Origin of the sequence: Janthinobacterium sp. PSPC3-1 (assembly GCF_049896105.1) — a bacterium.
Classification (GTDB): domain Bacteria; phylum Pseudomonadota; class Gammaproteobacteria; order Burkholderiales; family Burkholderiaceae_D; genus Janthinobacterium.
Genome location: NZ_JAFCTQ010000025.1, coordinates 37,568 through 63,702, shown reverse-complemented (window position 1 = coordinate 63,702; position 26,135 = coordinate 37,568). Strand labels below are relative to the sequence as shown.

Here is a 26,135-nt window from a genome sequence, read left to right as displayed (position 1 = left end):
CATGTTCTCTAATTTGTCGCTTTTGATCACTGGTGGTACTGGATCGTTTGGAAATGCCGTATTGCGGCGATTTTTGGATTCTGATTTGAAAGAGATCCGTATTTTCAGTCGGGACGAAAAAAAGCAGGATGATATGCGGAAACGCTACAACAATCCGAAACTGAAGTTTTACATTGGCGATGTCCGAGACTATCAATCTGTATTGAATGCCGTGCGCGGTGTTGACTATATTTTTCACGCGGCTGCGCTGAAACAAGTGCCGTCCTGCGAGTTCCACCCGCTGGAAGCAGTGAAAACCAACATCTTGGGTACAGAGAACGTGTTGGAAGCCGCCATTTCTTGCGGCGTTAAACGAGTAGTCTGCCTCAGTACGGATAAAGCCGTTTATCCGATAAATGCCATGGGTATTTCCAAAGCGATGATGGAAAAAGTGATCGTTGCGAAGTCCCGCGGCAGCGAAGCGACGGTGATTTCCACCACGCGTTATGGCAATGTGATGGCATCGCGCGGATCCGTGATTCCGCTGTTCGTTGAGCAAATCCGCGCAGGCCAGCCGATCACTATTACTGACCCGCACATGACACGTTTCATGATGACGCTGGACGACGCGGTCGATCTGGTGCTGTACGCCTTCGAAAACGGAAACCCGGGTGAAATCTTCATCCAGAAGGCGCCGGCCGCTACCGTGGAAGTGTTGGCACGGGCGCTGACGCAACTGATGGGCAAGCCTGACCACGAGATCAGGATCATTGGTACGCGCCACGGCGAGAAACTGTATGAAGCGCTGTTGAGCCGTGAGGAAATGGTCGCTGCGCGTGACTTGGGCGAGTACTATCAGGTACCGCCGGATTTACGTGACCTGAATTACGGCAAATTCGTCGAGCAAGGCGAGTTGCGTATCTCTGATGCCACTGACTATAACTCGCACAATACCACCCGCCTCGATGTCGAAGGCATGATGGCATTACTAATGAAACTGCCATTTGTCAGGGCGCTGACCCAGGGCGAGTATATCCAGCCGGAGGGTTAAGTTATGCGCGTTCTGATTACTGGCGCCAATGGATTTATCGGAAAGAATCTGGTCACGCATTTGCGCGAACGGGAGGTGGAGTCGGTCGTGTTCACGCGCGATACACCTGCGGAGCAGTTCCCAGAGTTGTTGGTCGGTGTGGATTTCGTCTTCCATTTGGCAGGCATTAACCGGCCTGAAAATCCAGAAGATTTCACAACGGGTAACAAGGAACTGACCGAACAGTTGTGTGCTGCAATCGCTGCAAGCGGGCGCAAGATTCCCCTGATTTACACATCTTCGTCGCAGGCGTCGCTCGAGAATAGCTATGGCGTCAGTAAGCGCAAAGCGGAGCAGGCGTTGGTTGACTTGGAGTCTGCTTCCGGTTCGCCGGTGTACATTTACCGTTTGCCAAACATATTTGGCAAGTGGAGCCGGCCTAACTATAATTCGGCAGTCGCAACATTTTGTTATAATATTGCAAATGATTTGCCAATCCAGATTAATGACCCGGCGGCCGTGCTGAACCTGGTCTATATCGATGACCTTATCGCTGATTTTGTCCGGCTGATGGACGAGCAGCCGGGCGGCGTGCTGTGGCCGGAACTGGCGACCGTCTACACCACTACGGTCGGGGCGATGGCGGACCAGATTCGCGCCTTCAAGGAGAGCCGTACCTCGCTGGTGACCGAGCCGGTGGGAACTGGATTTGTGCGGGCCTTGTACTCGACATACCTGAGTTTTTTCAATCCTGAGCAGTTCTCTTACCTGGTCCCAATGCATACCGATCCGCGCGGACGGTTTGTCGAACTATTGAAGACGAAGGATTCTGGTCAAGTCTCGTTTTTTACCGCGCATCCGGGCATCACGCGCGGCGGCCATTATCATCACTCGAAAAATGAGAAGTTCCTGGTCATTCAGGGGCAGGCACGCTTCCGTTTCCGCCACATCGTTACGGGTGACACCCATGAGCTGTTGACCGAGGGTGCCGTTCCGCAAGTGGTCGAGACCATGCCAGGTTGGTCGCATGACATTACCAATGTGGGCGAAGTCGAGATGATCGTCATGTTGTGGGCGAATGAGATCTTTGATCGCCAGCGCCCAGATACCGTAACGTACAAAGTTTAAAGATGAAAAAATTGAAAATAATGACGGTTGTGGGCACGCGGCCTGAAATCATCCGCTTGTCGCGCGTAATGGCCAAGCTCGATGAATATTGCGAGCAGATCATTGTCCATACGGGGCAGAACTATGACTACGAGCTCAATGAAATTTTCTTCCAGGACCTGGAAGTGCGCAAGCCCGATCATTTTCTCAATGCTGCCGGCGGCAATGCTGCCGAAACGATCGGTAAGATCATCATTGCCGTCGATGCAGTGCTGGAACAGGAACAGCCCGATGCCATCCTGATCCTCGGTGACACCAACAGTTGCCTGTCGGCGATTCCTGCGAAGCGTCGCAAGATCCCCATCTTCCACATGGAGGCGGGCAATCGTTGTTTCGACCAGCGCGTACCAGAGGAAACGAATCGCAAGATTGTCGACCATACGGCGGACATCAACCTGACGTATAGTGACATCGCCAGGGAATATCTGTTGCGTGAAGGCTTGCTGCCGGATCGCATTATCAAGACTGGCAGCCCAATGTACGAAGTCTTGCATCACTACAAAGCGCGCATCGATGCGTCGGATGCGGTCGCGCGCTTGGGGTTGACCGAAGGCGAATATTTTGTCGTCAGTGCCCACCGTGAAGAGAATATCGATTCGCCAGCAAATTTTGCCAAGCTGGTCGAGGCATTGAACCAGGTCGCCGAGACCTACAATTTGCCGGTGATCGTTTCGACCCACCCGCGCACGCAGAAGAAGGTCGATGCCCTGGGCGCCAAATTCCACCCGCTGGTGCGTCTGCTCAAGCCACTCGGTTTCAGGGATTACGTGAAACTGCAGGCGAGCGCGCGCGCAGTGTTGTCCGATAGCGGGACGATTAACGAAGAGTCGTCGATCCTGAACTTCCCGGCCCTGAACTTGCGTGAAGCGCATGAACGTCCTGAAGGCATGGAAGAGGCGGCGGTGATGATGACCGGCCTGGAAGTCGATCGTATCCTGCAGGGCCTGGCCATCCTGGCGGACCAGCCGCGTGGCGAGCAGCGCAGCCTGCGCCTCGTGGCCGATTACAGCATGCCGAATGTTTCGGACAAAGTGGTCAGGATCGTCCATAGTTATACCGACTACGTCAATCGCGTAGTTTGGAAAAAGCAATAGAGGTATCGAAGTGCGTCTACTTGTTGTTACGCAGTACTTTTGGCCGGAGAACTTCCGCATTAATGACCTGGTTGCCGAACTGGTTACTCGCGGCCACCAGGTCACGGTCTTGACCGGCCATCCGAATTATCCGGCAGGTGAGTTTTTTAGCGACTTTCTCGCTGCGCCGGAAAAGTTCAACCAGTATGCCGGTGCGGAAGTGGTGCGTGTGCGCCATACTGCGCGCGGCAAGGGTGGCGTGCGGCTGATGCTCAATTATTTGAGCTTCGCGTTGAGCGCCACCTGTGGTGGATTGTGGAAACTGCGGGGCCGCGACTTCGATGCCATTTTTTGCTATGAACCTTCGCCGATTACCGTCGGCCTGCCTGCCGCAGCATTGCGGGCGGTGAAAAAAGCTCCATTGGCATTCTGGGTGCTTGATCTGTGGCCAGAGACCCTGCACGCCATCGGGGTGGTCAAATCACCGGCCGTGCTACGCGCAGTCGGCAAGCTGGTCTCGTTCGTGTACAAACGTTGCGATGTCGTTCTCGCGCAGTCGCGCGCGTTCGTGCCCAATATCGTGAAGTATGCCGGTCCGTCGGCACGGGTAGAGTATTTCCCAAGCTGGGCGGAGTCGGTGTTCGACATGACCGAAGTCGTTCCTGCGGCCGAAATGGAAAGTGATTTGTCGGTATTTACCGTCATGTTTGCCGGGAATGTGGGTGATGCCCAGGATTTTCCGGCGATACTGGCTGCGGCCGAACGGCTCAAGCACAATCGCGCCATTCGCTGGGTAATCGTCGGCGATGGCCGGCTCAGTGGCTGGCTGGCCGAGCAGGTTGTCGCGCGCGGGCTGTCTGACTGCTTCATTTTGCTTGGACGCTATCCGGTCGAGCGCATGGCCAGCTTTTTCAAACATGCTGACGCGCTGCTTGTTTCGCTCAAGGATCAACCCATTTTCTCGATGACAATCCCGGGAAAATTGCAATCCTACCTGGCAGCGGGTATTCCCTTGCTGGCGATGCTGAATGGCGAAGGTGCCGATGTGGTGCGGCAAGCGAACGCCGGTCTGACCTGCAATGCGGGTGATGCCGAGGGTCTGGCCAACGCCGTACTGGCGATGGCCGCGATGACGCCGGCTGAGCGTGCCACCATGGGCAATAATGGTTTGCAGACGAGTGCGTCGCAGTTCAACCGCGCAACGCTGATCACGCAACTGGAAGAATGGCTTATCGATATGCAGTTGAATCAAGTTAAATCCCCGCAGAGGCTCCCACAATGATGTTGGTCACCGGAAGTAATGGTTTTGTCGGCAAGGCCTTGTGCAGCACCCTTCGCGCCGGCGGCGCCACCGTCCGCGCCGCAGTCAGAAGGGGCGCCACCGAGGGGGAAGTCAATGTTGGCGATCTCAATGGCAGCACCGACTGGCGTGCCGCGTTGGCAGGATGCGAGGTGGTGTTTCACCTGGCCGCGCGCGTGCATGTCATGTCGGACAAGGATGACGATCCGCTGCGCGCCTACCGCGAGGTCAATCTCGACGGCACGCTGAACCTGGCCAGGCAAGCCATCGCCGCAGGTGTGCGCCGCTTCGTGTTTGTCAGCAGCGTGAAGGTGAATGGCGAGGCGACCACCACGCAGCCGTTCAGGGCGTCCGATGTGCCGCAGCCCTGCGATCCTTATGGGGTGTCGAAAATGGAGGCGGAACAGGCTTTGCAGCAGCTGGGCCGCGATACCGGCCTGGAGGTGGTGATCGTTCGGCCGCCACTGGTCTATGGTCCTGGCGTGAAGGCAAACTTCCTGAACCTGATCAAGCTGGTGAAAAAGGGTGTGCCGCTGCCATTTGGCAGCATCCGCAACTTCCGCAGCATGGTGGCGCTCGATAACCTGGTCGACCTGCTGATCGTGTGCAGCAAGCATCCTGCGGCGCCTGGCCATGTGTTCATGGTGTCCGATGGGGAGGACATGGGCGTCAAGGAATTGGTCACGAAAATCGCCAGGGCGATGCACAAACGCGTGTTGCTGGTGCCGGTGCCGGTGGCGCTGATGGCGGGCGCCGCCAAATTACTGGGCAAGCAGGGCGTCGTTGATCGCCTGGCGGGTTCGCTGCAGGTCGATATTGCCAGTACGCAAGCGACGTTGGGCTGGCGACCGGTGGTGACACCGCAAGCGGCAATCGACAAGACGGTTGAGCAGTTTTTTCTGATGAATGGTCAAAACAAACAATGAAGAGAGCATTTGATTTACTGATGAGCCTGATTGCGGCTGTGATCTTTTTCATCCCGCTGTGCCTGCTTGCCATCGTGGTCAAGGCGACCTCGAAGGGGCCGGTGCTGTACTGGTCCGATCGTGTCGGCCGTGGCAACCGGATTTTTTCCATGCCCAAGCTGCGCACCATGCGCGTCGATACGCCCGTGGTGGCGACGCACTTGCTGGCCGATCCGAAAACTTTTTTGACGCCGGTTGGCGGCTTTTTGCGCAAATCCAGCCTCGATGAAATCCCGCAACTGTGGTGCATCATCTGCGGCGACATGAGCGTGGTGGGGCCAAGGCCGGCGCTGTTCAATCAGCAAAACCTGATCGACCTGCGCACCGAGCAAAATGTCCATCTGATCCGTCCTGGCCTGACCGGCTGGGCGCAGATCAATGGCCGCGATGAACTGCCGATACCGGAGAAGGTCAAGCTGGATGCCGAATATCTGCGGTTGCAGTCGTTCACCTTTGATATCAAGGTCATCATGCTGACTGCGCTGAAAGTGGTACGGCGCGACGGCATCGTGCACTGATCCTGTACCGCCCGCCAGCATGGCTGGCTTGCAGTATAAAAAAGGGGAAGCGCCATGGCGCTTCCCCTTTTTTTGGTCCTGGCCGTGATTGATCAGTCTGCCTTGATGGCCTCGACCTGGATCGCCAGCTTGACTTCCGGCGAGAACGCCGGCAGGCCGAAAGTCAGGCCAAAGTCGTCGCGCTTGAATTGGGCCGTGGCGTCGGCGCCGCATACTTCACGCTTGTAGCGCGGGTGCATGATGCACTTGAACTTGTCCACTTTCAGGGTGACCGGCTTGGTCACGCCCAGCAGGGTCAGTTCGCCGTCGACTTGCGTCAACTGCTCGCCGGTGAAAATGAGCTTGTTGCTCTTGTAGGTGATCTGCGGGAATTTTTCCACGTTGAACATGTCCGCTTTCCTGGCGTGCGTGTTCATCGCGTCCAGGCCGAAGTCGATCGAATCGGCTTCGATCACCAGGTCCAGCGAGCCGGACTTGGCGGCGCGGTCCAGGGTGACGGTACCCTTGGTCTTGTTGAACTTGCCGCGCCAGACGGACATGCCCATGTGATCGGCTTCAAAGCTGGGGAAGGTGTGGGTCGGGTCGAGGTTGTACGTATCGGCGGCGGCCATGGCCGAACCAGCGCTGGCGGCGGCCAGCATGGCGATCATCAGGTGCGAAAGTTTCATTAATATCCTAGGGGGTGGGGTTAATCTGAGTGAGTAACGCCTGAAAAACGTTCAGGACAAGGCGCCTTGCCGAAGGCAGTGTGAATAGCACGACGAGGCAAGAGCAACGCAGTCATGGACGTTTTCTCAGGTGTTACTGCGCAGCGACATGAAACTTGATGGTGACCTCGTCCGCGACCATGCTGGTATCTTTCCACTCGCCTTCGCCGATGTTGTAAGTCAGGCGCTTGATCGGCAGGGCGCCGTCAAACGTGTACTTGCCGCCTTCCGATTTCACGGTCAGCGGGAAGGTCACGTCGGTGGCCTTGCCCTTGATGTTGAGCTTGCCGGTGACGGTCAGCTTGCCGGCGCCGGCCGCCTTGATGCCGCTGGACACAAACGTCGCTTTCGGGAACTGGGCCGCGTTGAACCATTCTTTCTTCGCCACTTCCTTGTTGTATTCCGGATCGCCGATATCGATGCTGGCGGTGTCGATCTCGACTGTCGCCTTGGAGGCATCCGGCGTGGCCGGGTTGTAATCGATGGCGATATTGAATTTCTTGAACTTGGCTTCGACCGGCACATTCATCTGCTTGAAGACGGCCGACACGCTGGATTTGGCGGGGTCAGTTTTCAGCAGGGTGGCGGCGGTGGCGGCCACGGACAGGCCCAGCAGGGAGGCGAGGACGATGCGTTGGGTGGTTTTCATCTTGTTTTTCCTGGTATTTTTAGTGGGCAAGGCAGGGTAGGGCAGACTCAGGGCAGCATGCGTTTCAATACGCCGTCCTTGTCGATGAACTGGTGCTTGAGCGCCGCCAGCACGTGGGCGGCAACGGCCGCAGCCATTGTCATGTTCAGAACATAGTGAATGTCTTTTAAGAGCGGCTTAAGCTCGGGATTCGGCGCCATGATGACCGGCAGCTGGAACAGGCCCAGGTAGACCACCGGCACGCCGGCCGCCAGGGTATACAGGTAGCCGGAAATGGGCACGGCGAAGATCAGGATATACAGCAGCACATGCATGGCGTCGGCCGCCTTTTTTTGCCAGGCGACCATGCTGGCCGGATGCGGCGGCGGCACGTTCGCCTTGCGCCACAGCAGGCGGATGGCGGCGATCGCCAGCACCGTCACGCCCAGCCATTTGTGCCACGAAAAATATTTCAGCTTGGTGGGGGTCAGGCCCGGGATATCGACCATGACCAGGCCCATGATAAAGGCGCTGATGATCAGCAGAGCGGTCAGCCAGTGCAGGATGATGGCGGTGGTGGTGTAGCGGTGCATCGATGGCTTTCTTGAAAGTAGTACGTGTTAGGACTAATCCGGCCTAATATACCAAAGAAAAACAAAGTGCGCAGGGGCGCTGCAGATTCTACAAGAAAGACGGGGATAAAAACCGCGGGGCGGGCGGCATTTGTTTGCCGGCCGCCCCGCGGGACTACAACGCACCCGGCGCCGGGTGCGGATGGGCAGTACTTAGATGGCCTTGGCCAGTTGCGCCGCGATACCGATATAGTTGGCTGGCGTCATGGTCAGCAGCACGTCTTTCGCGTCTTGCGGAATCGCCAGGCCGTTGACGAAGGTTTGCAGCGCTTCTTTCGAAATGCCCTTGCCGCGCGTCAGTTCCTTCAGTTGCTCGTACGGGTTTTCGATGCCGTAGCGGCGCATCACGGTTTGCACCGGCTCGGCCAGCACTTCCCAGGTCGCGTCCAGGTCTTGCGCCAGGCGCGCATGGTTCACTTCCAGCTTGTTCAGGCCGCGCAGGCAGCTGTCGTAGGCCAGCAAGGTGTAGCCCAGGCCGACGCCGATATTGCGCAGCACGGTCGAGTCGGTCAGGTCGCGCTGCATGCGCGAGACGGGCAGTTTTTCCGACAGGTGTTTCAGCACGGCGTTGGCCAGGCCCAGGTTGCCTTCGGAATTCTCGAAGTCGATCGGGTTGACCTTGTGCGGCATGGTCGACGAACCGATTTCGCCGGCCTTCAGTTTCTGCTTGAAGTAGCCCAGCGACACATACGTCCAGATATCGCGGTTCAGGTCCAGCAAAATGGTGTTGACGCGCGCAAAGGCGTCGAACAGTTCGGCCATGTAGTCATGCGGCTCGATCTGGATGGTGTACGGGTTGAACACCAGGCCCAGGCGCTGCTCGATCACGGCTTGCGAGAACGCCGGCCAGTCGAACGACGGGTAGGCGGACAAATGGGCGTTGTAGTTGCCGACCGCGCCATTCATCTTGCCGAGGATCTCGACTTGGGCGATGCGTTTCACGGCGCGCTGCAAGCGGGCCACGACGTTGGCAAATTCCTTGCCCAGGGTGGTCGGGCTGGCTGTCTGGCCGTGCGTGCGCGACAGCATCGGCACGTCGGCATTGGCGTGCGCGATCTGCGTCAGCTTGTCGATCAGGCCGGTCAAGGCCGGCAGCATCACGCCATCGCGCGCGGCTTTCAGCATCATGCCGTGCGAGGTGTTGTTGATGTCTTCCGAGGTGCAGGCGAAATGGATGAATTCCGAGGCGGCCACCAGTTCCGGCACGTCGGCGACCTGTTCCTTGAGCCAGTATTCAACTGCCTTGACGTCGTGGTTGGTGACCGCTTCGATGGCCTTGATGCGGGCCGCATCGGCTTCCGAAAAGTCGCTCGCCATTTTGTCGAGCAGGGCGTTCGCTTCCGCCGAGAACGGCTTGATTTCGGCAAAGCCGGCTTGCGACAGCGCTTGCAGCCAGGAAATCTCCACTTTCACGCGGTGGTGCATGAAACCGGCTTCGGACAGGATCGGGCGCAGCAGGTCGGTCTTGCTGGCGTAGCGGCCATCGAGCGGAGACAGGGCCGACAGCGTGGAATACGGAGTAGTAGAGGTCATGAGAGCGGACGCAAGTTAATGAAACGGTGGGCGCGTGGCGCGCAGCAGAGCGTGGGCCAGCGCGCTGCAAATGCGCTGGCAGGAGGGAGGCGCCACGGGAAAACAGCGATTTTACCACTGCCGGCGATGGTATTACCGCTGGCGGGCGCAGGATGGCGCGAATGCGGCATGTCCGCCACACTGGTCAACAGGCATGCTGCGCGCTGCCAAATGCGGGCTGCGCCGATGCTATACTGATAGCACCTCGTCTACTTTAAAGTGTCCATGAAACTGATCGGTTCCCTCGCCAGCCCGTATGTCCGCAAAGTCCGCATCGTGCTGGCCGAGAAAAAGCTCGACTATGCCTTCGAGCTGGAAAACGTGTGGGTGCCCGAGACTCGCATCGCCGAAGCCAATCCGCTGGGCAAAGTGCCCTGCCTGGTGATGGAAGACGGCAGCGCGCTGGTCGATTCGCGCGTGATCGTCGAATACCTCGACACGCTCACGCCCGTATGCAAGCTGCTGCCGGCCGGCGGCAACGGCCGCGAACGGGCCGATATCAAGAACTGGGAAGCGCTGGCCGACGGCATCCTCGATGCCGGTGTACTGATGCGCCTGGAGCGCGCCCAGCGCCCGCCGGAACAGCAAAGCGAGGCGTGGATCGCGCGCCAGCACGACAAGGTCACGCGCGGCCTGGCGGCGCTCGACGCGCGCCTGGGCGAAAGCGTGTATTGCGCCGGCAAGAACTACACCCTGGCCGACGTGGCGGTCGGCTGCGCGCTGGGCTGGCTCAGCTTCCGCTTTCCCGAGATCGACTGGCGCGGCGCGCACCCGGCGCTGGCGCGCCTGTTCGACAAACTGTCCGAGCGGCAGTCATTCAAGGATACCGTGCCGCAGGCGTAAAAAAACCGGCAATTTGCCGGTTTTTTTATTTCACCTTCGACGTTACGACGCCTGACAAAACCGTAGCGAGCGGAAGGAAGAGGTGGCCGAGAAGCGCAACCGTACTCTGGTACGGTGAGCATCGCAGGCCGCCTATGCCGACGCGCAGTAGGTTTTGGCAGGTGTCCTCGTTACTCTTCGACTGCCATCTGACTTTGCAGGTAGTTTTGCAGGCCGATCTTGGCGATCAGGTCGATCTGCGTTTCCAGCCAGTCGATATGCTCTTCGGTGTCTTCCAGGATCATCAGGAACAGGTCGCGGGACACATAGTCGCCGGCCTTTTCGCTGATGGCGATGCCTTCCTTGACGGTGGCGTGTGCGGCGCGTTCCAGTTTCAAGTCGCATTCCAGCATTTCCGGCGTGTTCTCGCCGATCAGCAGCTTGTGCAGCGCTTGCAGGTTAGGCAGGCCGTCGAGCATCAGGATGCGGTCGATCAGCTTGTCGGCGTGTTTCATTTCGCCGATCGATTCTTCGTATTCTTTCTTGCCCAGCTTTTCCAGGCCCCAGTGCTTGTACATGCGTGCATGCAGGAAGTACTGGTTGATGGCCGACAGTTCGTTGGTGAGCTGTGCGTTGAGCATGCGGATGACTTCTTTATCGCCCTTCATGGGATTTCCTTTGTTCTGTGCTGCGGTCAATGATGAAACCGGATGCTGGGGCGGTCACTGCCGGGTGGCGCTGGGCTGCCTGGTGACGCACATATCTTGCTGGCTTGCCGGTCTCGCTATGCCCGCATGATAGCGCAAAAGGTTGGCCATTTTTGACCTGAAACATGGTTTTTCCGTATTTTTAACGTAAATATCGCGCGAATAAAACCCATTCTCAAATGGATTGCCACACTTCGCCAATTTTTATTTGTCAAAGCAAATGAAGGCCATTCGCATTCGCATTTCAGCTGCCTGTTGCGACCTGTGCGGTTCTTGCTTTCAGGCCTGTTTTGGCATGGTGGCCGGTGCGATAATCTGGTAATGATTTTCATTCAAAAAGGACTGCAAGATGATGCTGCATATACCTGGCGTGCTGACGCCGGAACAGGTGACGTATTTTCGCCAGCGCCTGGCGCAGACCGACTGGGTCGATGGCCGTGCCAGTGTCGGCGAGCAGGGTGCGCAGGTCAAGCGCAACCGGCAGCTGGCCGAAGGCTCGCCGCTGGCGCTGGAGCTGGGCGAGATCGTCAGCCGCGCCCTGATGGCCAATCCGCTGTTCTTTGCCGCCGCGCTGCCGCTGCGCATCCTGCCGCCGTTCTTCAACAGCTATGCCGGCGGCGAGCACTATGGCCTGCATATCGACGGCGCCATCCGCACGCCCAAGGGCGGCATGCAGTCGATGCGCGCCGACGTCTCGTCGACCGTGTTCCTGAGCGAACCGGAAGAATACGAGGGCGGCGAACTGGTGGTGGTCGATTCCTACGGCACGCATGAAGTCAAGCTGCCGGCCGGCGACGTCATCGTCTACCCGTCGACCAGCGTGCACCGCGTGCTGCCCGTCACCGGTGGCGAGCGCATCTGCTCATTCCTGTGGACCCAGAGCATGGTGCGCGACGACTGGAAACGCAGCATGCTGTTCGAGCTGGACCAGAATATCCAGCAGGTGCGCGCCGCGCATGGCGATTCGGAGGCGACCGTGGGGTTGACGGGGCATTATCATAATCTGCTGAGGATGTGGGCGGAGATTTAGCGCTCGCGATAAGGTATCCAATGCCGTTCATTTAAGCTGTCCGACGCAAAAAATGGCGGGCCGGAGACGCGAGCCCGAGAAAATGCCGATGGCGGCGTTGCAGCTCCTCGCCGTACATGCGTACTGTCTTCGTCGCTGCGCCTTGCCCTCGACATTTTTCAGGCTCGCTTGGCCCGTAGTGCCTGTGCTGAGGACTGGAGTTTTAATACGCTTTACTGGTGTTCTGGTCCAAAAAAAAGTCTGCCGGGCCCGGGGATGTAGGCTGGCAGACTCAACAAGCAAATCGCTTGACTAAAAAAGGGCGCGAAAAAGCAAGCAGGGCACGTGGTGCGATGCTTGCGGCTGGCGGCGGCGCGAGGCCGCGGGAGGCTAGCTCAGTTGGAACGTCAGGGGTACCAGCACATACACCGGCACCGGCTTGCCGTTTTCGATCATCGGCTTGAACAGCGCGCGCATGGCGGCCTGGCGGCCCGCTTCGTCGAGGTTGCTGTAGCCGGTCGATTTATGTACGAGGATTTGCTCGGGCAAGCCTTTTTCATTGATCAGGATACGCAGCACCACGGTGCCGCTTTCGCCCAGGCGGCGCGACAAATTCGGGTAGACCAGTTGCGGCGCCTTGATGTATTCGACGCTGCTGACGGTACGCGGCGTGGATGGGGCCGGCGGCGATGGCGCCGGCGTCGATGGCGCGGCCGGCGCGCTGGTGGCCGGCGGCGCCGCTTCGGCGCGGCTTGGCTGCGGCGGCGTGATGGTCGGCTCGGTCGGCGCCACGGCGATCATCGGCAGCGGTGGAATCACGGCGCGCGGCATGGGCGCGCTCAGTTCCACCGTCTTCGGTACGGATGGCGTTGGCGGCTTCGGCGGCGCCGGTGGCGCGATGATGCTGACGGTGGTGATGGTCGGCATGGCCGCGCTGACCACGCGGCTCAGCAAGCCGCTCTGGATGGCGTAGAAAGCGGCCACGTGCAGCACGAGGATGAGCGTCAGCGGCACGAACTTGCTGCGCTTCTTCTCGAAGACGGCAAATTGTTCCACAGCCTGCACCGTAATGGGCGGGGGCATCATCGTCATGGCGTTCATCGCTTTCTTTTTTTAATTGGTAAAGACAGGAACCTCGGTGCGCGAGATGACCGTTTCACGCAGGGCTGCAGTGGCGCCCATGGTGGCATCGAGGTGGGTGGCAAGCACTTCCCGCGCGCAGGTATGGCATTTGCCGCAGCAGGTGGCAACGCCCAGGTCACGGCGCAGCTCGGCCATGGTGGACAGGCCCAGGTCGACGGCTTGACGAATTTCACGATCAGATATGTTGTTGCAGACACATACAATCATTGATGCACCTTCTGGATAAAGTCACAGGAAACACAAGAAGAAAAACTGGTCTCACCCGACACTGTTGCTATCGTTTTAATGAGAATCATTATCATTACGTTTCAATTGTCTCGCAAAGACGCTGACTTTGCAAGCGATTTGATGCGCCGGCTTGATCGTGGCGGTGGGGCGGGCTGCGGGCCGCAGCCCGCCGGCCGGGCATTACGGCCTTGATCAGAGGCCATCCGTGGGGCTAAATAAAAACAATTCGCATTCGTGCTTATAATGCTGGTATTGTCTCGGACGGTCGGCGCCTGCCCCTCTTTTTCAGGCCCGGTTGTCGGCATTTCACAACATAGTCGTGGAATGTCTTACTACTTGAACGGAATTGCTCATGACTCTAGTTCCAAATTTGATGACGCTCGACGCGCTGGCGGTTGGCCAGAGCGGTACGGTGTTGCATATCACGCCCTTGCCGGCGGACCAGATGGAAGACGGCGTCGACCTTGCGCGCCGGTTGATGGAGCTGGGATTCGTACCCGGCGAACGGATCCGCATGCTCAAGCGCGGCCTGCCCGGCGGCGACCCGCTCGCCATCCGCGTGGGCAACGCCACGTTCGCACTGCGCCGCTTTGAAGCGGCGCTGATCACGATTCAACCGCTGACCTGACCGGAACAATTATGGGTGCCGTAGAAAACATCACCGGTGCCGGCTTGCACAAGCCGACGCACCAGCCACAAATCGCCCTGCTGGGCAATCCGAACTGCGGCAAGACCGCCCTGTTCAACCGCCTGACCGGTTCGCGCCAGAAAGTGGCGAACTACGCCGGTGTCACCATCGAGCGCAAGGAAGGCCATTTCACCTCGCCGGCCGGCAAGCCGGTGCGCATCCTCGACTTGCCGGGCGCCTACAGCCTGTCGCCGACCACCCCCGATGAAGCCATCACGCGCGACGTGGTCGGCGGCCTGCGCCCCGGCGATCCGCGGCCGGACGCCATCATCTGCGTGGTCGACGCCACCAATTTGCGCCTCAATCTGCGCCTGGTGCTGGAAGTCAAGCGCCTGGGCCTGCCGATGCTGCTGTCGCTGAACATGACCGACGTGGCGAAAAAGCGTGGCATGCAGATCGACACGGCCAAACTGTCGCAGGAACTGGGCATGCCGGTGGTCGAGACCATCGCCGTGCAGCACGACGGCGAAAAAGCGCTGCTGAACGCCATCGACGCCATGCTGCCGCTGCCGCCGGCCGATCCGCAGCCGCTGTCGAACATCGACAGCGTGTCGGTGGAAGAGACCCAGCGCGAAGTGCGCCGCATCCTGGCCGCCGTCAGCAACGACGCCGCCGACAGCGGCAACCTGACCGAAAAAATCGACAACGTGGTGCTGCACCCCGTGTTCGGCCCGATCATCCTGGCCGTGCTGATGTTCCTGATCTTCCAGGCCGTATTTACCTGGGCCGCCACGCCGATGGAAATGATCACCGGCGGCGTCGAGCAGTTGGGCGCCATCCTGACGGCCAATATGCCCGACGGGCATCTGAAGAGTTTGCTGGTCGAAGGCGTGATCGGCGGCGTCGGCAGCGTGCTGGTGTTCCTGCCGCAAATTCTGATCCTGTTCTTCTTCATCCTCAGCCTGGAAGACTGCGGCTACCTGCCGCGCGCGGCCTTCCTGCTCGACCGCATGATGGGCGGCGTGGGCTTGTCCGGCCGCGCCTTCATTCCGCTGCTGTCGAGCTTTGCCTGCGCGATTCCCGGCGTGATGGCGGCGCGCACCATCCAGAATCCGCGCGACCGCCTGGTCACCATCATGATCGCGCCGTTGATGACCTGCTCGGCGCGCCTGCCCGTGTATGCCCTGATCATCGCCGCCTTTATTCCCGAGCAGCAGGTGTGGGGCATCCTCAGCCTGCAGGGCCTGGTGCTGTTTACGCTGTACTTCGCCGGCATCATCTCGGCCATGGCCGTGGCCTGGGTCATGAAGCGCAGCATGGGCAGCAAGACCAAGCAGGCCTTGCTGCTGGAGCTGCCCAGCTATCACTGGCCGCATCTGCGCAACCTGGCCGTCAGCCTGTGGGAGCGCGCCAAGATCTTCCTGACGCGCGTCGGTACCATCATCCTGACCCTGATGATCATCCTGTGGTTCCTCAGCACCTTCCCCGGCCCGCCGGACAACGCGATCCATCCGCCGATCTACTACAGCCTGGCCGGCATCCTGGGCCGTGGCCTCGAAGTGATCTTCGCGCCGATCGGCTTCAACTGGCAGATCTGCATCGCGCTGGTGCCGGGCATGGCCGCGCGCGAAGTGGCTGTCGGCGCCCTGGGCACTGTCTACGCGCTGTCGCAAAGCGGCGACGCGCTGGCCTCGACCCTGGAGCCGCTGATCGCCCATTCGTGGTCGATGGCCACCGCCCTGTCGCTGCTGGCCTGGTACGTGTTCGCGCCGCAGTGTTTGTCGACCCTGTCGGTCGTGAAACGCGAAACGGGCGGCTGGCGCTATCCGCTGCTGATGGCCGGCTACATGTTCGCGCTGGCCTATGGCGCCTCGTTCATCACTTACCGCGTCGCCCTGCTGCTGGGCGCCTGAGGAGACCTGTATGTGGCAAACCCTGATCGTCACCCTGATCGTCGCAGCCGCGCTGCTGCACTTTTGCACCAAGTACCTGCCGGTCGGCGCCCGCCGCGCCATCGTGCGCGGCCTGGTGCGCTGCGGCCTGAACGAGGCAAAGATGTCGGTGCTGTTCAAGGTCGCGCCGGGCTGCGGCAGCGGCTGCGGTTCCTGCGGCTCCTGCGATACGCCGGCGCCGCCGTCGGCCGATGACGGCGGCGCCGGCAAAAAACGCGTGATCCTGATGCAGGTGCAGCGTTAAGCGTGCTACTGCGTTACTATTGCCGTATAGATACAGCGTAAAGGAGTAGCCATGGCAATCCTGTTGATGTTCATGTTCCTGTTTGCGCTGGCCACCTGCTTCCTGGCCAGCCGGCGCGGGCGCCACGGCGGCCTGTGGTTCGGCATCGGCCTGTTCCTTGGGCCGTTTGCCTTGCTGGCGGTGGCGGCCTTGCCGGCCCTGCCGACATCGCCTCCGCGCTGAAAACAAACCCGCCGTGTGCGGGTTTTTTTACGCCTGCGCGCCGGCGTGCTGTTGACGGTACTGCCGCGGCGAACACGCCATCGCGCGCTTGAAGGCGTGGCTGAAGGCGCTGTCCGATTCGTAGCCGAGCGCCTGCGCAATCGAGGTGATGGTGGCATTGCCGTCCTTCAGGCGGCGCGTGGCCAGGCGCATGCGCCAGCGCAGCAGATATTCCAGCGGCGCGACGCCCACCCGGGTCTTGAAATGCAGGGCGAACGCCGAGCGTGACTGCGTGGCGACGGCGGCCAGTTGCGCCAGCGTCCAGCGCCGCGCCGGCTGCGCATGCATCGCTTCGATGGCGGCGCGCAGCCTGGGGTCGGCCAGCGCAAACAGCCAGCCTGCCGGCTGCGTGGTCTGCGCCGCCAGGTACTGGCGCAAGACCTGCAGCAGCATCATGTGGCCCAGGTGGCGCGTCATCAGCGCGGCGCCGGGCGCGGTGGCCTGCAGTTCCTGCGCCAGGCGCTGCAAGGTCCAGTGCAGCACGCCGGCCTGGTCGGTGTCGGCGCGCACATGGATCAGCGGCGGCAGGCAGTCGAGCAGGATGGCCGCTTCGTCGCCAAACGCAAAGCGCCCGCCGATCAGGAAAAAATCCTTCTCGCCGGCGCCATGACTGGCCACGCCATGCTCGGCATGGCGGTACACCTGCAGCGCATCGGCCGCTGGCCAGCCCGGCGTGCTGGCCAGCGTAAACGCGCGCCCCGGCGCCAGCAAAAAGCAGTCGCCCGTATGCAGCTGCACGGCGGTCTCGACGCCTTCCACGCCGAGCCAGCAACTGCCCTCGCGCACGGCATTGAATTTGATGCCGTCAGGCGGCGGAAAGGCGATCGCCCAGTCGCCGCCGGCGCGCAGGCCGGCAAAGTGCGAGCTGCGCGTGTCGAACAGGGACAGCACGTCGGACAGCAAATCCATGGTGTTCTTTTTGGACGATGGCGATAGAACTACGGATTTTACTGCATTCACAGTCCAGGCCCTGGCGCGCACAATGATGGTCACACCATTCACCACAAGGCAGACATGAGCACCATTGCTACTCCTCAAATCGCATTGCACTCCGGCTTGGGCGCGCAGACCACCGCCATCGAGGCACTGGCCGGGCGTGATTTATCGGGCCGGCACGCCATCGTCACGGGCGGCTATTCCGGCCTGGGCCTGGAAACCGTGCGTGTGCTGGCCGGCGCCGGCGCCCGCGTCACCGTGCCTGGCCGCGACCTGGCGCAGGCGCAGCTGGCGCTGCAGGGCATTGCCGGCGTCGACATCGCCGCGCTGGACCTGCTCGATCCGTCCTCGATCGACGCCTTCGCCAGCGCTTTTCTGGCCACCGGCGCGCCGTTGCACATGCTGGTCAACAGCGCGGGCATCATGGCTTGCCCCTTGCGGCGCGATGCACGCGGCTACGAGGCGCAATTCGCCACCAATCACCTGGGCCATTTTCAATTGACGGCGCGTTTGTGGCCGGCCCTGCGGCGGGCGAATGGCGCGCGCGTGGTGTCGGTCTCGTCGCGCGGCCATGTGATCGCGCCCATCGATTTGAACGATCTGCATTTCCAGCATCGGCCGTACGACAAATGGCAGGCCTACGCGCAGTCGAAAAACGCCAACGCGCTGTTTGCGGTGGAACTCGATCGTGTTGGGGCCGCGCACGGCGTGCGGGCGTTTTCGCTGCATCCGGGCTCCATCCTGACGCCGCTGGCGCGCCATCTGGACCTGGAAGACTTGCGCAGCGTGGGCGCGCTCGATGAACACGACCGCGTCAATCCGCCGCCCGAGTCCAACTTCAAGACCGTGCAGCAGGGCGCGGCGACGGCTGTCTGGTGCGCCACCAGCTCCCAGCTCGACGGCATGGGCGGCGTGTATTGCGAGGACTGCGATATCGCTTGCGTGATGGCCGACGACGGCATGGGAGCGGGCGTGCGCCGCAGCGCCGTCGATCCGCAACTGGCGCGCCGGCTATGGGCGCTCAGCGAGCGGATGACGGGGGTGGCCTTCAATCCAGCCAGCTGATCAAGCCTGGCCGGCCAGCTTGTCCACCACCGGCGCCAGGGCGGCCGGGCGGCAGCCGAAGGCGGCCAGGCGGCCCTGCGCGTCGGGCGCCAGGTCCAGGTCATACGGCAGGCGGCCCGCCACCAGCCACAGTCTGTCGTGCGGCAGGGCGTCCACGAGGCGGCGCTGGCCGTCGATGAACAGGGCGTTATAGGTCTGCAGCACGATCTGCCGCGCGCCTTGCGCAAAGGCGATGGCGGCCTCCACTTCCTGCGGTTCGGCCTGGGCCGACAGCGCAAACTCGCGCACGTCCAGGCCGGCCGCCAGCAGCGCCGGCAGCATCGAGCTGCGCGCTTCCTTGTTGCGGCCCAGCGCCACTTCGTCGATCTCGCTGCGCGAACGCACTTCCACCGTGATCAGGGTCACCGGCAAGTCCGCGTCCAGCGGGCGATAAGCTCCCTCTACCCGCAGCGCCGCCTGCTGCACCTGTTTTGCCAGCGCCATCGCCTCGGGGCGCATCAGCGCCGGCGGCGTGACGGCGCGCTGCCGCCAGTCGCGCACCGCGTGCACGTGCTTGAGCTTTGCCACGCGCGCCAGCGCTTCATCGATGCGCGCGAGGGGGATCGCGCCGCTTTCCACCGCCGCCGCCACCGCCTCGATCGCCGCCTGCTGCTGCGCTTCGCGGTGCGAGATCAGCACGATGTCGGCGCCCGCCTGCAGGGTGGCGATGGCGCCGCCGCTGATGCCCACGCCGTCGGCGATCGCCGCCATTTCCAGGCAGTCGGAAATCACCACGCCGTCATATTGCATCTCGCCGCGCAGCAAATCGGTCAGCACCCCTTTCGACAGGGTGGCCGGCACGCTGGTGTCCGTCTCGAACGCCGGAAACACCACGTGCGCCGTCATGATGGCGTCGACACCCGCGGTGATCGCCGCGCGGAACGGCGCCAGTTCCACCGCGTGCAATCGCGCTTTGTCATGCGGCACCAGCGCCATCGCGTAATGCGTGTCGGTGGCGGTGTCGCCGTGGCCGGGGAAGTGCTTGGCGGTGACGGCCACGCCGGTCGACTGCTGGCCGCGCATGGCGGCCATGCCGTAGTCGATCACGGTGGCGGCGTCTTCGCCATAGGCGCGCACGCCGATCACCGGGTTGCTGCGGTTGTTGTTCACGTCGAGCACGGGCGCGAGCAGCATGTTGATGCCGACCTGGCGCATCTCGTCGCCGCTGACCTGGTTCAGGCGTTCGCAGTCCGCCATCGAGCCGGCCGCCTGGAAGGCCATCGCGGCCGGGATGGGCGTGACGCCCTGTTCGATGCGCATCACCATGCCGCCTTCCTGGTCGATCGAAATCAACAGGGGAATATCGGAGACTTCCGCATTGATTTCCTGCAGTTCGCAGCACAGGGCGGATACCTGCTGTGGCGTGTGCACATTGCGGCGAAACAGGATCACGCCGCCGACCCTGTGTTGCCGGATCAGTGTCTTGATATGGTCATTCGCTTCCAGGGCGTCGAAGCCCACCATGAACAGCTGTCCTATTTTTTCGCGCAAGCCCTGCTCCATTGCCACTCTCCGGTCGTTATGATGGTACGTCGTCTGCCTGGTATTGTATTGGATTCGAAAAAAAGGGCAAGTGGTTTGTAATTGGTATTATGGCTTGTCAGTCCAGTGATTTGAACGACTCCGCCTGCGCCTTCGGCCAGTACAGGCCGAACACGGGCGGCAGCTTGGGCAACTGGTCCGGGTCCAGCAGCTGGCCCGGCTCCAGGAAGGGCAGCAGGGCCGACGCCAGCCGCACCTGGTTGGGCGAGATGCGCCGCACCAGGTGGTGCGGGCGCAGTTCCTGCGGATGGGCCAGGCCGGCGGCGGCGATCAACTCGGCCAGCGCCTTCAGGGTATTCTGGTGGAAGTGGGCCACCCGTTCGATCTTGTCGGGCACCACCAGCGCGCGCTGGCGCTGCGGGTCCTGCGTGGCCACGCCGGTCGGGCAGCGGTCGGTATGGCAGCTTTGCGACTGGATGCAGCCCAGCGCGAACATGAAGCCGCGCGCCGAATTGCACCAGTCGGCGCCCAGCGCCAGCAGGCGCGCGATGTCGAAGGCGGTGATGATCTTGCCCGAGCAGCCGATCTTGATCTTTTCGCGCAGGTTGGCGCCGACCAGGGTGTTATGCACCAGCACCAGCGCTTCCTGCAAGGGCGTGCCGACATGGTCGGTAAATTCCAGCGGCGCCGCGCCGGTGCCGCCTTCGCTGCCGTCGACGACGATGAAGTCGGGCGTGATGCCGGTCGCCAGCATGGCTTTCACGATGCCGAAAAATTCCCACGGGTGGCCGATGGCCAGCTTGAAGCCGGTCGGCTTGCCGCCCGACAGATTGCGCAGGCGCTCGATAAAGTGCAGCATCTCGATCGGCGTGGAAAAGGCGCTGTGGGCGGCCGGCGAGATGCAGTCGACGCCTGCTTCCACGCCGCGCGTGACGGCGATCTCGATCGTCACCTTCGGCCCCGGCAGCACGCCGCCGTGGCCGGGCTTTGCGCCCTGCGACATTTTCAGCTCGATCATTTTTACCTGTTCCGCGCTGGCGTTGGCGACAAAGCGCTCTTCCGAAAAGGTGCCGTCCGGGTTGCGGCAGCCGAAGTAGCCGGAGCCGATTTCCCAGACCAGGTCGCCGCCATTGGCGCGGTGGTGGGGACTGATGCTGCCTTCGCCCGTATCGTGCATGAAGCCGCCGCGCTTCGCGCCGCCGTTCAGCGCCAGGATGGCATTGGCCGACAGCGCGCCAAAGCTCATCGCCGAGATATTGAACACGCTGGCCGAATACGGCCGGGCGCGCGGGCAATCGGGATGGTTGCCGATCTCGATGCGGAAGTCATGGCCGGTGACGACGGCCGGCGCGATCGAATGGTTGATCCATTCATAGCCGGCCTCATACACATCGAGCTGGGTGCCGAAAGGGCGCTTGTCGGTTTCCTGCTTGGCCCGCTGGTAGACGATGCTGCGCTGGTTGCGCGAAAACGGCGTGGCCTCGCTGTCGCTCTCCAGGAAATACTGGCGGATCTCGGGGCGCACGCTTTCAAAGGTATAGCGGAAATGCGCGAGGATGGGATAGTTGCGGCGCAGCGCGTGCTTGGTTTGCAGCAGGTCGCTGACGCCCAGCAAAGTCAGCGCGCCAGCCAGCAGCGGCAGCCAGTAATGATCGTAGAAGAACAGGGAGAGAACAAAGATGGCTGCCGTCGCAATCAGGGTCAGGTAGCGGATGGAAACAAGGGGCATGGACACTCCGGTAAGGTCGCTCTAGCCGCAGAGTGTACCGGTGATTTGCACAGGCCGTGGCGGCGGCTGCCGCCACGGCTGTTCAGGCTATTGTGCGGCGCGAATGCGCGCGACTCTTTCCGCGCTGGCCGGATGGCTGGACAGGTAGGACGTGCCGTGATCGAGCTTGCCCAGCGCCACGAACACCTGCGCCAGGTGTTCCAGCGCGATGCCGTTATGGCGCAGCATGGCGATCGCATAGTCGTCGGCCTCGCGTTCGACGTCGCGCGAGTATTTCAGGTCCAGCAGCAGTGGCGGCAAGGTCGCCACCACCGTCGAGACGTCGCCGAACAGCAGCGCCGCGCCGGCGCCGACGGCCGAGGTCTGGATGATGCGCCGCGTCAGGTGGCGCCGCTGCAGGTGCCCCAGTTCATGCGCCAGCACGCCCATGATGGCCTGGTCGTCGGGCATCAGTTCCACCATTTCGTCGGTCAGCACGATATCGCCCGAGGGCAGGGCGAAGGCGTTCGGACCGATCTTGCTTTTGCGGAAAACGATGCGGTGTTCCAGCCGGCTGTCGTCCGGCGTGGCCAGGCGGGCAAACTGCGCGCGCAAGCCGTCCTGGCGCGCGTGCGCCAGTTCGCTGGGCGCGAACACGTGGCGGTCGAGCATGTCCAGCACGCCCTGGCCCAGCTGGCGCTCCACCGCCGGCGGCAGCGCGTAGGCCAGGCCCTTGGCGGCCAGCGGCAGCACATACTGGTAGCACAGGAACAGCGCCAGCACGGTGGCCAGCAGGGCCAGCACGGTAGCGCGCCAGCTTTGCTGCAGCCGCACCACCAGGCTGTCGCGGTGGCCACTGGTGTGCAGCAGGCTGTTGAAGGCCGCCTGGTCGGTGATCTCCAGGTAGGCGCCGTCGGGAAAGCTGACCTTGCGCACGGCGTGGCTGGTGCGCTCGGAGACATGCAGCTGCGCCAAAGGACAGCGCCGCTCGATGTCGCCGGCCAGCACGGCCTGGTCCGCGTCCACGGCAAGCGTGACGTGGTACAGGCGCGAGGTCTGGCCGTCGAAGTAGCGCGCGGAGACTGGCTCGGTCATCGCGTCAGATCGACAGGTCGAAGTCCAGCAGGTCGACCACGCCTTCGCCGGTGGCCGATACCTGCTGGCCGGTGGCGGCGACGAATTCATCGAGGCTGCCGTGCGCCAGCAGCGCGGTCGCTTCCAGGCGGTATTTCAGCCAGCGCACATGGGCGAATGGCGTAAACAGGCCCAGCGTGATGACGATGCCCAGCAGGTTGGTCAGCATGATGAAGGTGGTGCGGCCCCAGGTCAGCTGCGAGGAGAACTGGTGCTGCTGCAGGCGCGTATGGTTCCAGATCAGGTTCTGGATCATGGTCAGGAACAGCGGCAGCACGGTAAACGCCCACAGGTACAGCGCGCCGATAGCCACCAGCAGGCTGCCGACCTTGGCCGGGTTGTTGGCATTCGCGGCAAAGGCGGCAAATACGCCGCCAAACACCACGAAGATCAGCGCCAGCAGGCCGGCCACCAGGATCACGAAGAACAGCAGATAGGTCTTGTAGAAGCTGCCGACGGTGGCGTCAAAGCTGAAGTGGGCGGTGCCGAAACGGCTTTCCGTGTGCTGGAAGCGCTTCATGCGCTGGTGCAGGAACGGCGTCAGCAGGCCCAGGGTGAAGGCGTTCAGGATCGGCAGCAGCAGGAAGTACAGATACGCCTGTTTGGCGCTGCCGCCAAAGCCGAAGCGGATGCCGCGGTAGCTGGTGTTGTACAGCTTGAACTGCAGACTTTTCCATACCAGCCAGGGCAGGATGGCGGCCATCAGCACGAACATGATGAAGCCGATGAAAGGCGAGACCTGGAAGGCGATGTTGTAGCCGGCGATCAGCACCACGGCGGCGATGCGGCCCTTCAAAATGGCAATCGCGTTGCCATGGTATTCGAAGCTGCTGCCGGCCAGGTGGGTGCTGGAGTAGAAATAGCGGTTGCGGCGCACCTTGGCCCAGGCCGAATAAATGCCCAGGGTGACGATGCTCAGCAGCAGGTTGACGATCCAGATGCGAAAGTATTCGCTGCCGGTGGCGCTGAAGGTGATCGCTTCACGCTTGATGATTGCTGGTTGGTTGTCGATATCCACGCGGATGATCCTTGCAATTAAAGAATAAGCAAGATGATGGATCGGCAAGATGTTGTTAATTGAAATATTGATCGTGCGCAATATTTTTTGGTTCTGCCGCGTGCGCGGCCCTCCCGAAGCGCGGCGGCTATACTGGCAGTCACTTTATCGCTGACGGGAAAACCATGATCGTTGTCCACCATCTTAACAATTCGCGCTCGCAGCGCGTGCTGTGGCTGCTCGAGGAACTGGGGCTGGAATATGAAGTCAAGCGCTACCAGCGCGATCCGAAAACCATGCTGGCGCCGGCCGCCCTGAAGGCCGTGCACCCGCTGGGCAAGTCGCCCGTGATTACCGATGGCGCCAATACGGTGGCCGAATCGGGCGCCATCATCGAGTACCTGGTCGAGCGCTACGGCAATGGCCGCCTGGTCCCGGCCGCCGGTACGCCGGAAAAGCTGCGCTATACCTACTGGCTGCATTTCGCCGAAGGCTCGGCCATGTCGCCGCTGCTGATGAAGCTGGTGTTCGACAAGGTCGAAGCCAATCCCATGCCGTTTTTTGCCAAACCGATCGCGCGCGGGATTGCGCAAAAAGTCAAAAGCACCTTCGTGCAGCCGAACATCGACAACCAGCTGGCGTATATGGAAGCGGAACTGGACAAGAACAAATGGTTTGCCGGCAATGAGTTCTCGGCCGCCGATATCCAGATGAGCTTTCCGCTGGAAGCGGCCGCCTCGCGCGCTGGGCTCGATGCGCGCCTGCCGAAACTGACGGCGTTCTTGCAGCGCATCCATGCGCGGCCGGCGTATCAACGGGCGCTGGAGCGCGGCGGACCGTACGACTACGCCAAGTAATCGCTGTCGCCGGGCCACGCTACGGTAAAATGAGCGATTCAACCAGCATCAACCTACCGCATGGCCCGACTCCTCGCTATCGACGGCTTGAATATCGTACGCCGCGTCTACGAAGCCAGTCCTGAACCCGATTCCGACCTGAAGGCGGAGATCGCGCTGCGCCATGCGCTGTCGTCCTTCCGCACCCTGATCAACGACCACGAGCCGACGCATATCCTGCCGGCTTTCGACTATGGCGGCCCGACCTGGCGCCACGCCCTGTATGCGGGCTACCGCGAAGGGCGCCAGCCGATGCCGCAGGTGCTGCGCGACGCCTTGCCCGGCTTTTACGCCACCCTGGCCGGCTTCGGCCTGCACGTGGTCAGCATCCCCGAAGTGGAAGCGGACGACGTGATCGGCACGGCCGTCATGCGCTGGCTGCAGGAAGGCCGCGGCGCGGCGGTGATTGCCACCACCGACAAGGACTTGCATGGCCTGATCGCGCACGGCGCGCTGGTGTGGGACCACTTCAAGTGCGCCTGGCACGACCATGCCTGGGTCGAGAAGAAATTCGGCGTGCCGCCCGAGCTGCTGCCCGACCTGCTGGCGCTGATGGGCGACGTCACCGACTCGATTCCCGGGGTGGCGAAAATCGGCCTGAAAACCGGCGCCAAACTGTTGCGTGCCTACGGCAATATCGACGCCGTGATGGCCGGCGCCGGCATTTTGCCCGGGGCGCTCGGTGAAAGCCTGCGGAAAGAGCGCGAAATACTGTATCTTTCAAGAAAGCTCGTCGAACTGAAAACCGACGTCAAGCTGGGTGTCACATGGAATATGCTGGCGTGGGAAAAGTAATCGCGGGCCAGGCAACAATCAAGCAAGGGAAGTCATCATGATGTTAAAGGCAGTCCTGATCGATAGCAGTGCCGTGGCGCGCGGCCTGCTCAACACGGTCCTGACCGATGGCGGCTACGATGTGTGTGGCCAGGGCCATACCAGCGCGCTGGGCCTGGCGCTGCTGGTCAAGCACCGCCCGCATTTCGTGTGCATCGCGCGCGAGCAGGTGGAAGACGGCAGCGACGTGGTGCAGACCATCCGCGAGCAGTATCCGAAAACGCTGATCTTCATGGTCTCGGGCGGCATCGACGCCGCCTCGCTGCAGCAGGCGCACGCGATGGGCGTGTCCGGCTTTATCGTCAAACCGTTCATGGCCGACACGGTCCTGAAAACCGTGCGCAATACCGTCATCGCCATGGTGCGCAAGCAGCAGGCCTTGGCCGCCGCTCAGAAGGACGCCTGATTAAATCTACTGCGCGTCGCGATTTGCGGCCGGCGATGCTCGCTGTACTAAAGTACAGCTGCGCTTCTCGGCC

General features: G+C 61.5%; 28 protein-coding genes. 16 read left to right on the top strand and 12 right to left on the bottom strand.

What is annotated here, in order from left to right; translation table 11 throughout:
* Position 1 precedes the first annotated feature (1 nt).
* The 6 genes from ACP7B7_RS22430 to ACP7B7_RS22405 are packed head-to-tail and all read left to right on the top strand — an operon-like array spanning position 2 to position 6,032.
* Positions 2-1,030, top strand: coding sequence for a polysaccharide biosynthesis protein (locus ACP7B7_RS22430; RefSeq protein WP_426078133.1), 1,029 nt, complete (start codon positions 2-4; stop codon positions 1,028-1,030).
* 3 nt (positions 1,031-1,033) lie between these two features.
* Complete coding sequence (wbjC, locus tag ACP7B7_RS22425) at positions 1,034-2,137, top strand: UDP-2-acetamido-2,6-beta-L-arabino-hexul-4-ose reductase (protein WP_426078132.1); 1,104 nt, start codon at positions 1,034-1,036, stop codon at positions 2,135-2,137.
* Between the two features lie 2 nt (positions 2,138-2,139).
* Positions 2,140-3,270: a non-hydrolyzing UDP-N-acetylglucosamine 2-epimerase gene (gene wecB / locus ACP7B7_RS22420; protein WP_426078131.1), complete on the top strand. Its 1,131-nt coding sequence runs from the start codon at positions 2,140-2,142 to the stop codon at positions 3,268-3,270.
* A 10-nt stretch (positions 3,271-3,280) separates the two neighbouring features.
* Entirely contained in the window at positions 3,281-4,531 is a 1,251-nt protein-coding gene (locus ACP7B7_RS22415) for a glycosyltransferase family 4 protein (RefSeq protein WP_426078130.1), read from the top strand.
* A complete protein-coding gene (locus ACP7B7_RS22410) occupies positions 4,528-5,475 on the top strand; it encodes a UDP-glucose 4-epimerase family protein (protein ID WP_426078129.1) in 948 nt (315 codons plus the stop codon). Before ACP7B7_RS22415 ends, ACP7B7_RS22410 begins: the two co-directional genes overlap by 4 nt.
* Positions 5,472-6,032 (top strand): sugar transferase, encoded by a 561-nt coding sequence (locus tag ACP7B7_RS22405; RefSeq protein WP_426078128.1) that lies wholly within the window; start codon positions 5,472-5,474, stop codon positions 6,030-6,032. The genes ACP7B7_RS22410 and ACP7B7_RS22405 overlap by 4 nt, the downstream gene beginning before the upstream one ends.
* A 92-nt stretch (positions 6,033-6,124) precedes the next feature.
* Here ACP7B7_RS22405 and ACP7B7_RS22400 read toward each other — a convergent pair whose 3' ends face one another.
* From ACP7B7_RS22400 to purB, 4 genes are all read right to left on the bottom strand, one after another.
* A complete protein-coding gene (locus tag ACP7B7_RS22400; RefSeq protein ID WP_426078127.1) occupies positions 6,125-6,700 on the bottom strand; it encodes a YceI family protein in 576 nt (191 codons plus the stop codon).
* Positions 6,701-6,833: 133 nt separating this feature from the next.
* Positions 6,834-7,388 (bottom strand): YceI family protein, encoded by a 555-nt coding sequence (locus ACP7B7_RS22395; RefSeq protein WP_308924068.1) that lies wholly within the window; start codon positions 7,386-7,388, stop codon positions 6,834-6,836.
* Positions 7,389-7,435: 47 nt separating this feature from the next.
* Positions 7,436-7,960 carry a cytochrome b gene (locus tag ACP7B7_RS22390; RefSeq protein ID WP_426078126.1) on the bottom strand — a complete coding sequence of 175 codons (525 nt, stop codon included), beginning with the start codon at positions 7,958-7,960 and terminating at the stop codon, positions 7,436-7,438.
* Between the two features lie 192 nt (positions 7,961-8,152).
* Positions 8,153-9,532: an adenylosuccinate lyase gene (gene purB / locus ACP7B7_RS22385; protein WP_426078125.1), complete on the bottom strand. Its 1,380-nt coding sequence runs from the start codon at positions 9,530-9,532 to the stop codon at positions 8,153-8,155.
* Between the two features lie 264 nt (positions 9,533-9,796).
* Here purB and ACP7B7_RS22380 point away from each other — a divergent pair, with 264 nt between their 5' ends.
* Complete coding sequence (locus tag ACP7B7_RS22380) at positions 9,797-10,414, top strand: glutathione S-transferase N-terminal domain-containing protein (protein ID WP_426078124.1); 618 nt, start codon at positions 9,797-9,799, stop codon at positions 10,412-10,414.
* Between the two features lie 170 nt (positions 10,415-10,584).
* Here ACP7B7_RS22380 and bfr read toward each other — a convergent pair whose 3' ends face one another.
* A complete protein-coding gene (gene bfr / locus ACP7B7_RS22375) occupies positions 10,585-11,061 on the bottom strand; it encodes a bacterioferritin (RefSeq protein WP_065307050.1) in 477 nt (158 codons plus the stop codon).
* A 388-nt stretch (positions 11,062-11,449) separates the two neighbouring features.
* Here bfr and ACP7B7_RS22370 point away from each other — a divergent pair, with 388 nt between their 5' ends.
* Positions 11,450-12,130 (top strand): Fe2+-dependent dioxygenase, encoded by a 681-nt coding sequence (locus tag ACP7B7_RS22370; protein ID WP_426078123.1) that lies wholly within the window; start codon positions 11,450-11,452, stop codon positions 12,128-12,130.
* A gap of 369 nt (positions 12,131-12,499) precedes the next feature.
* On the opposite strand, the gene ACP7B7_RS22365 is transcribed toward ACP7B7_RS22370, so the two are convergent.
* Both ACP7B7_RS22365 and ACP7B7_RS22360 read right to left on the bottom strand, forming a co-directional pair.
* Positions 12,500-13,201, bottom strand: coding sequence for an energy transducer TonB (locus tag ACP7B7_RS22365; protein WP_308924073.1), 702 nt, complete (start codon positions 13,199-13,201; stop codon positions 12,500-12,502).
* A gap of 21 nt (positions 13,202-13,222) precedes the next feature.
* Complete coding sequence (locus ACP7B7_RS22360) at positions 13,223-13,459, bottom strand: (2Fe-2S)-binding protein (RefSeq protein ID WP_308924074.1); 237 nt, start codon at positions 13,457-13,459, stop codon at positions 13,223-13,225.
* A gap of 373 nt (positions 13,460-13,832) precedes the next feature.
* Between ACP7B7_RS22360 and ACP7B7_RS22355 the strand changes: the two genes are divergently transcribed.
* Genes ACP7B7_RS22355 through ACP7B7_RS22340 form a run of 4 tightly spaced genes read left to right on the top strand, consistent with a single transcriptional unit; the run spans position 13,833 to position 16,526 of the window.
* Positions 13,833-14,108, top strand: coding sequence for a FeoA family protein (locus tag ACP7B7_RS22355; protein WP_065307047.1), 276 nt, complete (start codon positions 13,833-13,835; stop codon positions 14,106-14,108).
* Positions 14,109-14,119: 11 nt separating this feature from the next.
* A complete protein-coding gene (gene feoB, locus ACP7B7_RS22350; RefSeq protein ID WP_426078122.1) occupies positions 14,120-16,021 on the top strand; it encodes a ferrous iron transporter B in 1,902 nt (633 codons plus the stop codon).
* Positions 16,022-16,031: 10 nt separating this feature from the next.
* Complete coding sequence (locus tag ACP7B7_RS22345) at positions 16,032-16,304, top strand: DUF6587 family protein (protein WP_426078121.1); 273 nt, start codon at positions 16,032-16,034, stop codon at positions 16,302-16,304.
* 51 nt (positions 16,305-16,355) lie between these two features.
* Positions 16,356-16,526, top strand: a complete 171-nt coding sequence (locus ACP7B7_RS22340; protein ID WP_426078120.1) for a hypothetical protein — start codon at positions 16,356-16,358, stop codon at positions 16,524-16,526.
* A 27-nt stretch (positions 16,527-16,553) separates the two neighbouring features.
* Here the strand turns inward: ACP7B7_RS22340 and ACP7B7_RS22335 are convergent, their stop codons facing one another.
* Entirely contained in the window at positions 16,554-17,474 is a 921-nt protein-coding gene (locus ACP7B7_RS22335; RefSeq protein WP_426078119.1) for a cupin domain-containing protein, read from the bottom strand.
* A gap of 114 nt (positions 17,475-17,588) precedes the next feature.
* Between ACP7B7_RS22335 and ACP7B7_RS22330 the strand changes: the two genes are divergently transcribed.
* The gene (locus tag ACP7B7_RS22330; protein ID WP_426078157.1) at positions 17,589-18,566 is read left to right on the top strand and encodes an oxidoreductase; all 978 of its coding nucleotides are present in this window, start codon (positions 17,589-17,591) and stop codon (positions 18,564-18,566) included.
* Here ACP7B7_RS22330 and nagZ read toward each other — a convergent pair whose 3' ends face one another.
* The 4 genes from nagZ to ACP7B7_RS22310 all read right to left on the bottom strand — a co-directional run bounded on the left by nagZ (position 18,567) and on the right by ACP7B7_RS22310 (position 23,947).
* Positions 18,567-20,096 (bottom strand): beta-N-acetylhexosaminidase, encoded by a 1,530-nt coding sequence (nagZ, locus tag ACP7B7_RS22325; RefSeq protein WP_426078118.1) that lies wholly within the window; start codon positions 20,094-20,096, stop codon positions 18,567-18,569.
* Positions 20,097-20,205: 109 nt separating this feature from the next.
* The gene (locus ACP7B7_RS22320) at positions 20,206-21,816 is read right to left on the bottom strand and encodes an FMN-binding glutamate synthase family protein (RefSeq protein WP_426078117.1); all 1,611 of its coding nucleotides are present in this window, start codon (positions 21,814-21,816) and stop codon (positions 20,206-20,208) included.
* Between the two features lie 87 nt (positions 21,817-21,903).
* Positions 21,904-22,890, bottom strand: a complete 987-nt coding sequence (locus ACP7B7_RS22315) for a M48 family metallopeptidase (protein ID WP_426078116.1) — start codon at positions 22,888-22,890, stop codon at positions 21,904-21,906.
* A gap of 4 nt (positions 22,891-22,894) precedes the next feature.
* Positions 22,895-23,947, bottom strand: coding sequence for a YjgN family protein (locus ACP7B7_RS22310; protein WP_426078115.1), 1,053 nt, complete (start codon positions 23,945-23,947; stop codon positions 22,895-22,897).
* A gap of 164 nt (positions 23,948-24,111) precedes the next feature.
* On the opposite strand from ACP7B7_RS22310, the gene ACP7B7_RS22305 reads away from it, so the two are divergent.
* From ACP7B7_RS22305 to ACP7B7_RS22295, 3 genes are read left to right on the top strand one after another with little or no spacing between them, the layout of a single operon-like run.
* Complete coding sequence (locus ACP7B7_RS22305; RefSeq protein ID WP_308924085.1) at positions 24,112-24,783, top strand: glutathione S-transferase; 672 nt, start codon at positions 24,112-24,114, stop codon at positions 24,781-24,783.
* A gap of 60 nt (positions 24,784-24,843) precedes the next feature.
* Positions 24,844-25,617: a 5'-3' exonuclease gene (locus tag ACP7B7_RS22300; RefSeq protein WP_308924086.1), complete on the top strand. Its 774-nt coding sequence runs from the start codon at positions 24,844-24,846 to the stop codon at positions 25,615-25,617.
* Between the two features lie 40 nt (positions 25,618-25,657).
* Complete coding sequence (locus ACP7B7_RS22295) at positions 25,658-26,062, top strand: response regulator (protein WP_308925665.1); 405 nt, start codon at positions 25,658-25,660, stop codon at positions 26,060-26,062.
* Positions 26,063-26,135: the final 73 nt, after the last annotated feature.

What these genes read in the sequence shown, in the direction of transcription:
- ACP7B7_RS22430 (WP_426078133.1), top strand. Translation starts at nt 2, where the DNA reads ATGTTCTCTAATTTGTCGCTTTTGATCACTGGTGGTACTGGATCGTTT.
- wbjC (WP_426078132.1), top strand. Translation starts at nt 1,034, where the DNA reads ATGCGCGTTCTGATTACTGGCGCCAATGGATTTATCGGAAAGAATCTG.
- wecB (WP_426078131.1), top strand. Translation starts at nt 2,140, where the DNA reads ATGAAAAAATTGAAAATAATGACGGTTGTGGGCACGCGGCCTGAAATC.
- ACP7B7_RS22410 (WP_426078129.1), top strand. Translation starts at nt 4,528, where the DNA reads ATGATGTTGGTCACCGGAAGTAATGGTTTTGTCGGCAAGGCCTTGTGC.
- ACP7B7_RS22405 (WP_426078128.1), top strand. Translation starts at nt 5,472, where the DNA reads ATGAAGAGAGCATTTGATTTACTGATGAGCCTGATTGCGGCTGTGATC.
- ACP7B7_RS22400 (WP_426078127.1), bottom strand. Translation starts at nt 6,700, where the DNA reads ATGAAACTTTCGCACCTGATGATCGCCATGCTGGCCGCCGCCAGCGCT.
- ACP7B7_RS22395 (WP_308924068.1), bottom strand. Translation starts at nt 7,388, where the DNA reads ATGAAAACCACCCAACGCATCGTCCTCGCCTCCCTGCTGGGCCTGTCC.
- ACP7B7_RS22390 (WP_426078126.1), bottom strand. Translation starts at nt 7,960, where the DNA reads ATGCACCGCTACACCACCACCGCCATCATCCTGCACTGGCTGACCGCT.
- purB (WP_426078125.1), bottom strand. Translation starts at nt 9,532, where the DNA reads ATGACCTCTACTACTCCGTATTCCACGCTGTCGGCCCTGTCTCCGCTC.
- ACP7B7_RS22380 (WP_426078124.1), top strand. Translation starts at nt 9,797, where the DNA reads ATGAAACTGATCGGTTCCCTCGCCAGCCCGTATGTCCGCAAAGTCCGC.
- bfr (WP_065307050.1), bottom strand. Translation starts at nt 11,061, where the DNA reads ATGAAGGGCGATAAAGAAGTCATCCGCATGCTCAACGCACAGCTCACC.
- ACP7B7_RS22370 (WP_426078123.1), top strand. Translation starts at nt 11,450, where the DNA reads ATGATGCTGCATATACCTGGCGTGCTGACGCCGGAACAGGTGACGTAT.
- ACP7B7_RS22365 (WP_308924073.1), bottom strand. Translation starts at nt 13,201, where the DNA reads ATGACGATGATGCCCCCGCCCATTACGGTGCAGGCTGTGGAACAATTT.
- ACP7B7_RS22360 (WP_308924074.1), bottom strand. Translation starts at nt 13,459, where the DNA reads ATGATTGTATGTGTCTGCAACAACATATCTGATCGTGAAATTCGTCAA.
- ACP7B7_RS22355 (WP_065307047.1), top strand. Translation starts at nt 13,833, where the DNA reads ATGACTCTAGTTCCAAATTTGATGACGCTCGACGCGCTGGCGGTTGGC.
- feoB (WP_426078122.1), top strand. Translation starts at nt 14,120, where the DNA reads ATGGGTGCCGTAGAAAACATCACCGGTGCCGGCTTGCACAAGCCGACG.
- ACP7B7_RS22345 (WP_426078121.1), top strand. Translation starts at nt 16,032, where the DNA reads ATGTGGCAAACCCTGATCGTCACCCTGATCGTCGCAGCCGCGCTGCTG.
- ACP7B7_RS22340 (WP_426078120.1), top strand. Translation starts at nt 16,356, where the DNA reads ATGGCAATCCTGTTGATGTTCATGTTCCTGTTTGCGCTGGCCACCTGC.
- ACP7B7_RS22335 (WP_426078119.1), bottom strand. Translation starts at nt 17,474, where the DNA reads ATGGATTTGCTGTCCGACGTGCTGTCCCTGTTCGACACGCGCAGCTCG.
- ACP7B7_RS22320 (WP_426078117.1), bottom strand. Translation starts at nt 21,816, where the DNA reads ATGCCCCTTGTTTCCATCCGCTACCTGACCCTGATTGCGACGGCAGCC.
- ACP7B7_RS22315 (WP_426078116.1), bottom strand. Translation starts at nt 22,890, where the DNA reads ATGACCGAGCCAGTCTCCGCGCGCTACTTCGACGGCCAGACCTCGCGC.
- ACP7B7_RS22305 (WP_308924085.1), top strand. Translation starts at nt 24,112, where the DNA reads ATGATCGTTGTCCACCATCTTAACAATTCGCGCTCGCAGCGCGTGCTG.
- ACP7B7_RS22300 (WP_308924086.1), top strand. Translation starts at nt 24,844, where the DNA reads ATGGCCCGACTCCTCGCTATCGACGGCTTGAATATCGTACGCCGCGTC.
- ACP7B7_RS22295 (WP_308925665.1), top strand. Translation starts at nt 25,658, where the DNA reads ATGTTAAAGGCAGTCCTGATCGATAGCAGTGCCGTGGCGCGCGGCCTG.